The organism is Micromonospora sp. WMMD1155, from assembly GCF_029581275.1.
Classification (GTDB): Bacteria; Actinomycetota; Actinomycetes; order Mycobacteriales; family Micromonosporaceae; genus Micromonospora.
Map to the genome: position 1 here is coordinate 6746260 of NZ_CP120742.1, position 12459 is coordinate 6758718.

The 12459-nt window shown below is 71.9% G+C and carries 13 protein-coding genes; 9 read left to right on the forward strand and 4 right to left on the reverse strand.

Annotated elements, in window-relative coordinates; all coding sequences use genetic code 11:
* Nucleotides 1-54: 54 nt before the first annotated feature.
* The gene (locus tag O7617_RS30885) at nt 55-951 is read right to left on the reverse strand and encodes a hypothetical protein (protein ID WP_282259974.1); all 897 of its coding nucleotides are present in this window, start codon (nt 949-951) and stop codon (nt 55-57) included.
* A gap of 189 nt (nt 952-1140) precedes the next feature.
* On the opposite strand from O7617_RS30885, the gene O7617_RS30890 reads away from it, so the two are divergent.
* Nucleotides 1141-1653: a hypothetical protein gene (locus tag O7617_RS30890; RefSeq protein ID WP_282259975.1), complete on the forward strand. Its 513-nt coding sequence runs from the start codon at nt 1141-1143 to the stop codon at nt 1651-1653.
* A gap of 127 nt (nt 1654-1780) precedes the next feature.
* On the opposite strand, the gene O7617_RS30895 is transcribed toward O7617_RS30890, so the two are convergent.
* Nucleotides 1781-2107, reverse strand: a complete 327-nt coding sequence (locus tag O7617_RS30895) for an L-rhamnose mutarotase (RefSeq protein ID WP_282259977.1) — start codon at nt 2105-2107, stop codon at nt 1781-1783.
* Nucleotides 2108-2272: 165 nt separating this feature from the next.
* Here O7617_RS30895 and O7617_RS30900 point away from each other — a divergent pair, with 165 nt between their 5' ends.
* The 8 genes from O7617_RS30900 (at nt 2273) to O7617_RS30935 (ending at nt 10390) form a co-directional block, all read left to right on the forward strand.
* Nucleotides 2273-2953 (forward strand): response regulator transcription factor, encoded by a 681-nt coding sequence (locus tag O7617_RS30900; protein ID WP_282259978.1) that lies wholly within the window; start codon nt 2273-2275, stop codon nt 2951-2953.
* Nucleotides 2954-2967: 14 nt separating this feature from the next.
* The gene (locus O7617_RS30905; RefSeq protein WP_282259979.1) at nt 2968-4407 is read left to right on the forward strand and encodes a HAMP domain-containing sensor histidine kinase; all 1440 of its coding nucleotides are present in this window, start codon (nt 2968-2970) and stop codon (nt 4405-4407) included.
* A complete protein-coding gene (locus O7617_RS30910) occupies nt 4404-5291 on the forward strand; it encodes a Gmad2 immunoglobulin-like domain-containing protein (RefSeq protein WP_282259981.1) in 888 nt (295 codons plus the stop codon). The genes O7617_RS30905 and O7617_RS30910 overlap by 4 nt, the downstream gene beginning before the upstream one ends.
* 381 nt (nt 5292-5672) lie before the next feature.
* Nucleotides 5673-5855: a hypothetical protein gene (locus O7617_RS30915; protein WP_282259983.1), complete on the forward strand. Its 183-nt coding sequence runs from the start codon at nt 5673-5675 to the stop codon at nt 5853-5855.
* Entirely contained in the window at nt 5852-7198 is a 1347-nt protein-coding gene (locus O7617_RS30920) for a glycosyltransferase (RefSeq protein ID WP_282259985.1), read from the forward strand. Before O7617_RS30915 ends, O7617_RS30920 begins: the two co-directional genes overlap by 4 nt.
* A 132-nt stretch (nt 7199-7330) precedes the next feature.
* Complete coding sequence (locus tag O7617_RS30925; protein WP_282259987.1) at nt 7331-7960, forward strand: TetR/AcrR family transcriptional regulator; 630 nt, start codon at nt 7331-7333, stop codon at nt 7958-7960.
* A gap of 35 nt (nt 7961-7995) precedes the next feature.
* Nucleotides 7996-9489 carry an MFS transporter gene (locus tag O7617_RS30930; protein ID WP_282259988.1) on the forward strand — a complete coding sequence of 498 codons (1494 nt, stop codon included), beginning with the start codon at nt 7996-7998 and terminating at the stop codon, nt 9487-9489.
* 109 nt (nt 9490-9598) lie between these two features.
* Nucleotides 9599-10390, forward strand: a complete 792-nt coding sequence (locus O7617_RS30935) for a maleylpyruvate isomerase family mycothiol-dependent enzyme (RefSeq protein WP_282259989.1) — start codon at nt 9599-9601, stop codon at nt 10388-10390.
* 41 nt (nt 10391-10431) lie between these two features.
* Here the strand turns inward: O7617_RS30935 and O7617_RS30940 are convergent, their stop codons facing one another.
* Both O7617_RS30940 and O7617_RS30945 read right to left on the reverse strand, forming a co-directional pair.
* On the reverse strand, nt 10432-11631 hold the full coding sequence (locus O7617_RS30940; RefSeq protein ID WP_282259990.1) for an RtcB family protein: 1200 nt from the start codon (nt 11629-11631) through the stop codon (nt 10432-10434).
* A gap of 357 nt (nt 11632-11988) precedes the next feature.
* Nucleotides 11989-12450, reverse strand: a complete 462-nt coding sequence (locus tag O7617_RS30945; RefSeq protein WP_282259991.1) for a hypothetical protein — start codon at nt 12448-12450, stop codon at nt 11989-11991.
* Nucleotides 12451-12459 lie beyond the last annotated feature (9 nt).

Sequence of the window (12459 nt, forward strand, 5' to 3'; positions counted from 1 at the left end):
GGCGGCGGGAGACCCCGCCCCGACCGAGTTCGTCGGCTCGCGACCGCCGGCCCATCAATGGAAGGCGGCCATCTCGATGGCGGATACGGTGACCGAGCCCGAACCGTCCTCTGCGGCACCGGCCCGGGCGGCGACCGCTCCCGGTACCTGGCTCGCCCGGACGGCCTCGGCGCCCGCCTGACGGAGGGTCGCGCTGGGCACGATCGCGCTGAGGAAGAACTGTCCCGCGCCCGTCACGCGGGCGCCGACGCCGTACACGTGGGCGTCCGGACCGGCATCCGCGGTGACGACCGTCTTCGGCCACGTGCCGTCGTACCCGCTGGTGGCCTCGACGCGGACGCCGGGCGGCCCGGTCGGTTGAGTCGGCTCCTTGCAGACCCCGACGGCGGTGAGATCCGCCGGCTCGGCGGTTCCGCCGGTGTGCACCCGCACCGTGCGCAGACCGGGGCCGAAGGCGACCTCGTCGACGTACGTCTGGTCCACCGGTCCGTCGAAGCGGAAGCCGGTGCCGACCAACCGGGTGCCGCCCGGGCAGCTCACCTCCACCGTCGACGCCGATCCGACCGTGGCCGTGGCTCGCACCGGTGGGCTCGTCGACGAGTCGCACGTGGCATAGGCAACGACCGACCACGCGCCCGCGTGCCCCGTCCGGGCTGTCGCGGTGACGGTCACCGTGGTCAGTTCCGCGTCAGGCTCCATCGCGGTCAGCACGACACCGCCGTTCCCGTTCACGATCCGAGCACCCGCCGCGAAAACGGATCGCGCCCCCGGGCAGGTCGCGGTGACGACCTTGGTCACGCTTCCGTCGCTGTCGCTGGCCTCCTCGACCCGTACCGGTGCGTACCCTCCCGCGTGGGCCGGTCCGTTCGGCGCAGCCGCCCCCGCCGCCGTACCCAGTGCGACGGCGACGGCGCCCACCGCCGTCCGTCGTGCGATGTCCACCGTGCGCATGTCACTCCCTCACGCTCGCCGGCCCTCTCTGGCCGGGCACCACCATGGTCCGGACGAACCTCACGGTGGCGTCATGGTGCGCCTGCACCGGGTCGCCACCCGGAGCGGATCGTGACGTGACCCTGAGCCCCCTGCCGAGACTCGATTCAGACGCCGCGCAGTGGCCGCGGCGCGATCGAGGAGGAAGACATGCGGATCAGCAGAACGGCGACCCGGCTCCTGGCGGTACCCCTGGTGGTGTGCACACTCGGGCTGATCGCCGCGAGCCCGGCGCAGGCCGCGGTGCAGCGGACCGACCGGTTCTCCATCACCGAACGGCACTTCGACTTCGGCGACGGCGACCTGGGCAACATCTCCGGAGATCCCAAGGCCGACGGCCGGCTGGAGTGGGATCTCGTCAACGGCACCTGGGAGCCTCGGCTGCTCGGGCGCATCTACATCAACAACGCGTCCGGCGAGTGCGTCCGGGTCCAGATGGTCGTCACCTACCAGAACGGCGTGGTGGTGACCTACACCGACAGCGCGTCGGACTTCTGCGCCCCGAACGGGAGGACCTGGTACAGCGACGTCGACTTCCGCCCGGTCAGCTCGGCCTACGTCGCGAACGTCGTCGTCAGGCTGCAGAGCGCACCGGCGGGCGGGTGGTCCTTCGCGACCGAGGGAGCATCGGCGCCGTACCTCGCCCCGTGGTGGCTGCCCTAGGCGTACCCGGTCATCGCCTCACCTCGTCGATCATGGAGTTGTGGTGGCGACATAGCCGCCAGGAATTCCCGATACCGGGCACCACAACTCCATGATCGACACAGCGGGGTGGCGGCCGAGGCCGGCGTCAGGCCTGGCCGGGTGCCTCGTCGGTCAGGTGCCAGATTTCGCGCATCGGAGCCCACCAGTCCCCCGAGCCGGGCTCGGCGATCGACTCCTGACACGGGTCGGTCAGCTTCCACCACTCCTGCGTCTGCGGGTCGGCGGCGATGAACCGCAGGTCGGCCTCGTAGTCGTCACCGACGTACTCGTAGTAGCCGAAGAGCAGGTCGCCGTGCAGGAAGATGGTGTAGTTGCGGAAGTTGGCGTCGCGCAGCGTCTGCTCGACGCTCGGCCAGACCTCGGCGTGCAGCCGAAGGTAGGTTTCCCGCTGGTCCGGGCGGAGTCGGATCACGCAGCCATGACGTTGCACGTCGTGCCCTTTCGTGTGAACTGGTCGAGGGGTGCCGAAATCATCTGACCGTAGCGGTTGGACGGTGCTTCGCGGAGGGCTGCCTGGTCTCTGGGATCAGCCGTTTCGGCAGGCTGCGTAGCGTGGCGACGGGTCTACAGTCAGGTGATGGAAGGCCGCGTGCTGGTGGTCGAGGACGACGCCTCCATCCGGGAGGCCAGCGTCCTCGGGCTGCGCCGCGCGGGCTTCCGGGTCGACAGCGCCGTCGACGGGCGACAGGCCCTGGCGGCCTGGCGGGCCCACCCCGTCGACCTGATCGTGCTCGACGTCATGCTGCCGGCCCTCGACGGTCTGGAGGTCTGCCGGGAGATCCGGCGTACGAGTCAGGTGCCGATCCTGATGGTGACGGCGCGGACGGACACCATCGACGTGGTGGTCGGGTTGGAGTGCGGCGCGGACGACTACCTGCGTAAGCCCTTCGACCTGCCCGAGTTGGTGGCCCGGGTCCGTTCGGTGCTGCGTCGGGTGAGCGCGCCCGTCCCGTCGACGCTCATCGAGGTCGGCGGGTTGGAGATCGACCCGGGCGGCTTCGTGGTCCGCCGACACGGCCGGGAGGTGCCGCTGACCACCACCGAGTTCCGCCTGTTGCTGGAGCTGGCTCGTCGACCAGGCCAGGTCTTCACCCGGGAGTTGCTGCTGCACCTGGTCTGGAACCACGACTTCCTGGGCGACTCCCGACTCGTCGACGTGGCGGTGCAACGGCTGCGCGCCAAGGTCGAGGAGGACCCGGCGCGGCCACGGCTGGTCCAGACCGTGCGGGGCGCCGGCTACAAGTTGTCGGTGGGCTGACGGGAGGGACGGCGATGGCCGGACGCGCGGTGCCCCCGGGCCGCCTGCGGCGCCGGCTGACCATCGCGTTCGTCCTGGTCGCCGGGGTCTCGGCGGGGCTGCTCGCCGGTGGGACCGGGCTGCTGCTGCGGCAGTCCTGGTGGGACGCGTCGTTGCGGGAGGCCGCCGCCGACGCCCGCTACCAACTCGTCCTCGCCGGGCAGTTCCTCCCACTGACCGAGCAGCGCACCGCCGACCTGCTCGCCGGCTTCGAGGCCGGCGGCCGGCACGTGGTGCTCGTCGACGGCCCGCTGCGCCCCTCGCACCCCGCGTACGTCCCGGAGCTGGGCACCGGGTTACGGGCCACCGTCGCGGGTGGACAGCTCGGCTTCCAGCGCTCCGACCCGGCGGAACGTCCCCGGTTGCTGGTGGTCGGCGGGCGCATTCCGGGCTCGACCGCCGAGCTGTACGTCCTCACGGTGGAGGACGACGTCGCCACCGACCTGGGTCAACTGCGCAACGCCCTGGTGGCGGGCTGGGTGCTCGTGGTGCTGCTGGCCGCCGGGGTCGGTCACGCGCTGGCCCGTCGCACGTTGGAGCCGGTGGGTCGGGCCAGTCGGGCCGCCCGAGCGCTCACCGAGGGCCTGCTCGCCACCCGACTGCCGGTACGCGGGCGCGACGAGTTCAGCGTCTGGGCGGCGACGTTCAACGAGATGGCCGAGGCGCTGGAGTCGAAGATCGGGGCACTGTCGGCGGCCGAGGCGCGCGAGCGGCGGTTCACCGCCGACGTCGCGCACGAGTTGCGTACCCCGGTGACCGCTCTGGTGGCCGCGGCGTCGCTGCTGCGGGAGCACCTCGACCAGTTGCCCGACGACGCCCGGCCGGCGGCGCGGCTGCTGGTCGGGGACGTGGTTCGGCTACGTCGGCTGGTCGAGGACCTGATGGAGATCTCCCGGCTGGATGCCGGACGGGAGCGACCGGCCGTCGAGGCGGTCGACGCGTCCGCGCTGCTGCACGGGATCGTCGCCGCGCGTGGCTGGTCGGATCGGGTGCTGGTCGACGGGGACGCCGTCACCCTGCGCACCGACCGGCGTCGGTTGGAACGGGTGCTGGCCAACCTGGTCGCCAACGCGGTCGAGCACGGCGGTGGGGAGATCCGGGCCACCGTCGTCGGGGCGGGCCCGCTCGTCGTCTTCAAGGTCACCGACCAGGGGCCGGGCATCCCGACGGAGCATCTGTCCCGGGTGTTCGACCGTTTCCACCAGGTCGACAGGTCCCGCTCCGCACCGGGCAGCGGGCTCGGGCTGGCCATCGCGCGGGAGCACGCCGTGCTGCTCGGTGGGGTGCTGAGCGTCCGCAGCGGGTCCGGTGCCGGTACCTGTTTCCGGTTGGAGTTGCCGGCGGCCGGGCCGACGATCGACGACGGCCACCAGCGGGCTCCGGGGGGCGGCATTCCGGCGGGCGGTGCGGTGTGAACCGGCGCGGCGTCGCCGGGCTGGTGCTCGTCGCTGTCCTGCTCGTGGGCGGGTGTGGCAGCCCGCGCTCGGGCGCGCTCGGGCCGGCGCCCACCGCGGCCACGGCCCCGGTGAGCGTCGCGCCGTCCACCGCCGCGACGCCCCGACGTCCCGAGCCGACCCCACCGGCGGGCCCGCCGGGATCGTCCACGCCCAACCCGTCGTCGCCGACGAGCACCCCCGCCCGGGGCAGCGTGACGGTCGAGTTGTGGTTCGTCCGCGCCGGGGACCTCGTGCCGACCAGGCGGTCCCGGCCGGCCACCGTGGCGACGTCCCGGCTGGCGCTGACCGAGCTGGCCCGGGGTCCGAGCGCGGCGGAGGCGGCCGTCGGCCTGCGCACCCTCGTCCCGGCCGACGTCGAGGTCACCCGGATCACCGACGGCACGGCGACGCTGCGCGGCCCGTCCGGCGACCCCGCGACGCGGCGGCTGCGCGAGGCCCAGGTGGTGTGGACGCTCACCCAGTTCCCCACCGTGCGCCGGGTCCGCCTCGACGGAGCGGCCCCGGTCGACCGGGAGGACTACGCGGACCTGCTGCCGCCGATCGTGGTCACCGGACCGGTCGTCGGCGAACGCGTCACCACCCCCCTCGTCGTCACCGGCACGGCCGACGTGTTCGAGGCGACGGTGAGCGTCCGGGTGCTGGACTCCGCCGGCCGGGAGGTGGCCACCGGGTTCGGCACCGCCGGCTGCGGCAGCGGCTGCCGGGGCGGCTACCGCGTGCTGGTCGGCTGGCGCACGACCGGGGAGCAGAAGGGCACGATCGAGGTGTACGAGGTGTCCGCGCGGGACGGTTCCCGGATCAACACGACGACCGTCCCGGTGGTCCTGGCGCCGGGCGGCTGACCGCCCCCGCGAAGACGGGTGTTAACCCGATGCGTCATCCGTATATCGACGACGACGTGCGGTCCTGACGTCTACCCGACAGCATGCCGTTTGCGGGCCCACCGCGCGGCCCGCCCCGAGCAATCGGTGAAAGCGCAGGTCAGGCGAGGTCGCGCCGGTGGGAACGTCTTCGACACGCCGTTAGCGAGGTGGCGCGTCGGGCCGTGCCGGACGGCCGTTCACGTGACCTCCGAGATTGACCGAGGCGGCCATGTTTGCGAACGTGAGCGCGCCGTTGCGCACAGTCACATTCACTGATCAGGGCTGCGGCGGCCGGGCCACACCGACGTCGCACCGGTCGCCGCGACAGCCTCACCATCCCGCACAGAGTGGAGATCCATCATGTCCGGTGGCAGCCTTCCCCGTACCGGTATGGGCGTTGTCACGATCGGCGGCGCCGCCGGTATCGGCAGCTACGCCCTCCCCCTTCCGCTGACCATCGCGATCACCGGTGCCACAGCCGTCCTCGTCGGCTTCCTGATGATCCGGATGACGTTCCGGCGTCAGCAGTCGGTCGGCCAGTGACCGCGAGCGTCACCAGGGGTCGTGTCCTGTTCGCCGCGGCGGTCGTCCTGGCCGCCGCGGCGGCGTGGACCGCCCATCACGTCCTCGCCGTGATCGGCGCCCTCGACGGAGGCGGTCACCGGTTCACCTTCGCGTACGCCATCATGTTCCTGCTGCTGATCTGGCAGCTCGGCACCGCCTATCTGGAGAAGCCGGCCATGGTCACGGACCGGATGCAGGGGCACCTCGACGCTCTGCACGTGGTGGGCATCGTGCCGGCGTACAACGAGGATCCCGCCGCGCTGCGGGCCTGCCTCGAATCCATGATCTTCCAAACCCGCAGGCCGGACACCATCTACGTGGTGGACGACGGGTCGAAGCTGACCGAGGGCTACCAGCCGGTCAAGCGGTGGTTCCTCGACGTGGCTCCGGTACACGGGATCATCGCCGCCTGGCACATCCAACCCAACGCCGGGAAACGGCACGCCCAGGCCGCCGCGGTGCGGTCGACACCGGCAGCGGACGTCTACTGGACGGTGGACTCGGACACCATCTCGGACCCGAACGCCCTGCGGGAGTTGTTGAAGCCCTTCGCCGACCCGGCGGTGCAGTCCGTCGCCGGGGTGGTGATGGCCGCGAACGTCCGCAGCAGCTTCCTCACCCGGTTCACCGACCTGTGGCTGGTGACCGGGCAGCTCACCGACCGGTCGTCGTTGTCGGTGTTCGGGTGCGTCTGGGTGAACTCGGGCCCGATCGCCGCCTACCGGGCCGCCGTGGTCCGCGACAACCTCGGTGCGTACCTGACGGAGACGTTCTTCGGCCGGCGGGTGCCCTTCTCCGACGACTCCCTCCTCACCCTCTTCGCGATGGTCCGGGGACGTACGGTGCAGCAGCCGTCGGCGTTCGCGTTCTCCCTGATGCCGGAGAACGCCGGGCACTTCTGCCGGATGTTCCTGCGCTGGATGCGCGGCAGTTTCATCAGAACCTGGTGGCGGGTCCGGTACCTGTCGTTGCGGTCGATCGCGTGGTGGCTGCATCTGCTGCGCTGGGCGGCCACGGTGGTCGCGACGGTGCTGTTCGTGGCGGTGGCGATCCTGTCGCCGATCATCGACCCCGACCCGCGGGCCATTCCGTGGCTGGTGGCGGTGCCGTTGATCGTCGGGTACGGGCAGGCGCTGCGCTACCTGACGGTGCGACGATCGGACCAGTCGACCGCCTACCAGTGGGGCACCTGGCTCCTCACGCCCGTCGCGGTGGTGTTCGCCCTGGTCGTGCTGCGGGCGATCCGCTGGTACGGCATCGTCACCTGCTGGCGCACCGGCTGGGGCACCCGCACGAAGGTGGAGGTGGCGCTGAGTTCCTGACCGCACGACCGGCGCCCGGCGAAACGTGATCGTTTCGCCGAGCTGGTGCGACGCAACTCACGAAAGCCTGCATGTTCGGGCAACCGCGAACTAGTGTCGGTACGACATCGTTTCGCGGGGGGGTCGTCGGGGATGCTGGGTGGTCAGCAGGTGGGCACGAGTGCCGGGGTGCCGGCGGCTCGTGGTCCGCGCTGCACGGACACCGACCTGTTCGCCGTCGTCATCGCGCTGCTGCGCGAGGTCGGTTACGACCGGCTGACCATCGACGCCGTCGCCGCTCGCGCCCATGTCAGCAAGGCCACCATCTACCGGCGCTGGGAGGGGAAGGCCGAGTTGGTCGTCGCCGCCCTGCGAGACCGGCAGGTGGGTGTGCACAACCCGCCCGACACCGGTTCGCTGCGCGGCGACCTGATCGAGCTGCTCCGGGCCACCGTCGCGATCTGCGCCGCCGACTGCGACCTCATGCAGGCGTTGACCTTCGCCATGCGCACCAACCCCGAGCTGGAACGCCTGGTGCGCCACCAGGTGCTCCCGGCCGGGCGGGTGGCCAGCACCGCCATCCTGGTCCGCGCAGCCGCCCGGGGGGAGATCCCGCCGGAGGCCGGCGAACGGGAGTTGTTCCACGATCTGGCGCCCGCGCTCACCATGTCCCGCATCGTCGCGCACGGCCTACCCGCCGACGACGCGTTCCTCAGCCAGGTCGTCGACCAGGTGCTGATCCCGGTTCTCCGCTACCAGCACGACCGCCCGTCCCAGGCCTGATCTCACCGACATCTCGCAACACGGAAGGCTCCACCATGCCCGGAACCACCTCGACCGCCCCCGGCGCCCCCGGCGCCGGGACGTCGACAGGCGCGCCGCACCCGCGGCGCTGGATCGCGTTGGCGGTCATCGCGGTCTCGCAGTTGATGGTCGTCCTGGACGCCACCATCGTGAACATCGCGCTGCCGCAGGCCCAGGTCGACCTGGGCATCAGCGACGCGAACCGGCAGTGGGTGGTCACCGCCTACACGCTGGCGTTCGGGGGTCTGCTGCTGCTCGGCGGCCGGATCGCCGACTACTGGGGGCGCAAGCGCACCTTCCTGGTCGGTATGACCGGTTTCGCGCTGGCCTCCGCGCTGGGCGGTCTGGCCAGCACCGGCGGGATGCTCTTCGCCGCCCGCGCGCTGCAGGGCGCGTTCGGCGCGCTGCTCGCCCCGGCCGCGCTGGCGCTGCTCACCGTCCTCTTCACCGAGGCCACCGAGCGGGCCAAGGCGTTCGCGGTGTACGGCGCGATCGCCGGCGGTGGCTCGGCGGTCGGTCTGCTGCTCGGCGGGGTGCTCACCGAGTACGCCGACTGGCGCTGGTGCCTCCTGGTGAACATCCCGGTCGCCGCCGTGGCCATCGCCTTCGCGCTCCCGCTGGTGCCGGAGAGCCGGGCGCACGGCAACACCCGCTACGACGTACCCGGTGCGATCGTGGTCACCGCGGGCCTGGTCGCCCTGGTCTACGGCTTCACCAAGGCCGCCGAGGACGGCTGGGACGCCACCGCGACGCTCGGCTTCATCGCCGCGGGCGTGGTGCTGCTCGCCGCCTTCGTGGTGATCGAGATGCGCTCCAGCCACCCGCTGCTGCCGCTGCGGATCATCCTGGACCGCAACCGGGGCGGGGCGTTCCTCACCTCGACGCTGATCGGCGCCGGCCTGTTCGGGGCGTTCCTCTTCCTGACCTTCTACTTCCAGGTGGTGCTGCAGTACAAGCCCCTGGAGGCCGGTCTGGCGTCGCTGCCGGTCACCGCCGGTGTGTTGATCGCCGCGGGTGGCGCGAGCCAGCTGATGCCCCGACTGGGTGCCAAGCCGCTGATGGTGGCCGGTTCGGCGCTCGCCGCCGTGGGCATGCTGGTGCTGACCCAGATCGACGTGAACACGTCGTTCCTCACCCACCTGCTGCCCGCCCAGGTCATCCTGGGCCTGGGGCTGGGCTTCACCTTCGTCCCGCTGTCCAGCCTGGCCCTGGTCGGCGTGCCGGAGCACGACGCCGGCGCGGCCAGTGCGACGCTCAACGCCACCCAGCAGATCGGTGGCTCGCTCGGCACCGCGTTGCTGAACACCCTCTACACCAGCGCGGTCGCCACGTACCTCGTCGGTCGGGCACCGAACCCGGTCAACCAGGTCGAGGCGCTGGTGCAGGGCTACAGCGTGGCGTTCGCCTGGGGTGCGGTGCTGATCGTGCTCGCCGGTCTGGCCACCGTGTTCCTGGTGAAGGTGCGCAAGGAGGACATCCCGACCGGCACCACCGTGCACATGGGCTGAGCTGACCGACGCGGCCGCCGGCCGGTCCGCCCCGACCTGGGTGCGGACCGGTCGGCGATCGCTTCCGGTAACGTCCCGACCATCGTCGAAAGTCCGTTTGAGGAGATCCATGTCCACCCCAGCTGACCAGATCATCACGGCTCTGCGCGCGGGCCACGAGGAGCTCGCCGCGCTCGTGCGGGACCTCAAGGAGGACGACCTGCTCCGCCCGTCGGGGGCCAGCGAATGGCAGGTTTCCCAGGTGTTGAGTCACCTGGGCAGCGGCGCCGAGATCAACCTGGCGGCGCTGGACGCCGCCCGCACCGGCGCGCCCGCCCCGGACGGGGACTTCAACCGTGGCGTCTGGGCCCGCTGGGACGCGATGTCCCCGGCCGAGCACGCCGCCGGGTTCCTCGCCGCCAACGAGCGTCTGGTCGAGGCGTACGAGGCGTTGGACGCCCAGACGCGCGCCACGCTGCGGATCGACCTGGGCTTCCTGCCGGAGCCGGTCGACGTGGCCACCGCGGGCCGTTTCCGGCTCAGCGAGTTCGCGCTGCACCAGTGGGACGCCGAGGTGGCGTTCAACAGGTTCGCCGCGGTGACGCCGGGGGCGGTGGCGCTGCTGCTCGACCAGATCGGCGGGATGCTGGCCTGGACCAGCCGACCGCAGGAGCTGGCCGGTCGGGAGGCCACCCTGCTGCTGCGCCTGCACGCGCCGGAGCGGACGTTCGGGCTGCGGCTCGGCGAGAAGGTCGAGATCGTCGACGCGCCGGAGCAGCCCGACGGCGAGCTGGTCGCGCCCGCCGAGGCGTGGTTGCGGCTGGCGGTCGGCCGGCTCGGTGCCGCGTACACCCCGGACGGGGTGCGGGTGACCGGCCCGGTGACCCTGGACGACCTGCGCCGGGTCTTCGCCGGTTTCTGAGTGGGTGCAGCGCGGGCCGGTGACCCGGCCCGCGCGACCTCTCAGCCCTTCACGCAGACCACCTGCTTGAGGTGGGCGACCACCTCGACCAGGTCCTCCTGCTGGGCCATCACTTCGGTGATGTCCTTGTACGCGCCGGGGATCTCGTCGACCACCCCGGCGTCCTTGCGGCACTCCACCCCGGCGGTCTGCGCGGCCAGGTCGTCGGTGCTGAACGTCCGCTTGGCCTGCGCCCGCGACATCCGCCGCCCGGCACCGTGCGAGGCCGAGCAGTACGCGTCCGGGTTGCCCCGGCCCCGGACGATGTACGACCCGGTGCCCATCGACCCGGGGATGATGCCCAGGTCACCCCGGCCGGCCCGGATCGCGCCCTTGCGGGTGACCAGCACCTCCACCCCGTCGTAGCTCTCCTCCGAGACGTAGTTGTGGTGACATGAGATCGACTCGTCGTAGGAGACGTGCGGGAACTGCTCCCGCACCACGCCGCAGAGCAGGGCAAGCATGACGGCCCGGTTGCGCCGCGCGTACTCCTGCGCCCACCACAGGTCTCTGCGGTACGCGTCCATCTCCGGCGTGCCGGTGAGGAACACCGCCAGGTCCCGGTCCGGCAGGTCGGCGTTGTGCGGCAGGCCCCGGGCCACGGCCATGTGCCGCTCGGCCAGCTCCTTGCCGATGTTGCGAGATCCGGAGTGCAGCATCAGCCAGACCCGACCCTCGTCGGCCCCGCCCTGCTCCAGGCAGACCTCGATGAAGTGGTTGCCCCCGCCGAGGGTGCCGAGCTGCCGCCGCGCCCGCGTCTCCAGCTGCGCCACGCGCCGGTCCAGGCCGGCGAACCGGCCCCAGAAGTCGTCCCAGCCGGCCTGCTCCAGGCCACGGACCCGACGCGTGTCGACCCGGTCCTGCCGCTGGGTGAAGCCGACCGGGATGGTGGCCTCGATCGCGGAGCGCAGCCCGCCCAGGTCGTCCGGCAGGTCGGCGGCGGTCAGCGAGGTACGCACCGCCGACATCCCGCAGCCGATGTCGACGCCGACCGCGGCCGGCGAGACGGCCTGCCGCATCGCGATGACCGAGCCGACCGTGGCGCCCTTGCCGAAGTGCACGTCGGGCATGACGGCGACCCCCTGCACCCAGGGCAGCGCGCCGATGTTGCGCAGCTGCTTGGCGGCCTGCGCCTCGATGGCGTACGGGTCGGTCCAGACCCGGACCGGTGCCCGGGTGCCGGCGAGGGGGGTGAATCCCATCGTGGGTTCCTTCTGTCGAATGGTGACCGAAAATGGTCAGAGGCGGTGCGTGGTTACCAAGAGGCCGCCCGATCCCGGTGGGATGGGCGGCCGGCGGACGCGTCAGCGTCGGCGTCAGTCGCGCCACCCCGGCACGCCCTGCAATGGGCAGTACGCACGGGTTTTGGCGGTGTCGCACGCAGGGGTGCCGGCAGGGAGCAGCCGCCGCAGGACATCGGTGCGGACACGTTGCGCCATGGCGTGCTCCCTTCGGGTTTGATCGGTGTGATCGTGCACCGCTGACAGTAGGAGGGCGGGGGCGCGTCCGCAATGGATATCGCCGCCGCCCGAGCGGGGCCGGCTGGTCGGGTGGGCGGCTCAGGTGTCGTAGCAGCCGTCCCAGGGCGGGTCGAACCCGAGGTCGTCGGGGAGGAACTCGGCGTGGTCCGCGCCGTCGTACTCGTGGGACCAGTCGACCAGCCCGAAGACGTGCCCGTCGACCTCGACCTGGAACAGCGCGATGGCGATGTCGGCGAAGTGCCGGCCGGGAAGCGCGTCCAGCCACTCGGTGAGGCGGGCCTCGGCCCGGTCGATGGAGGCTTCCTCGGTCTCGCTGGTGCCGGCGAACCAGATGTCCGAGTCGACGTGCGCGCCGTCGGCGTCGAACCGGTGCAGCACCGCGTACCAGCGCTTGTGGCGGTACCAGTCGTCTTCGGCTCCGGCACCGTCGGTGAGGGTGGCGGTGACGGAGCCGAAGAACTGACCCTTGTCGTAGTGGCCGATGGTGCTGGTGCGGTAGTCGGGCTCGTGCGCGATCGGCACCAGGTCGGGAATCGCCATGGCCGCGAG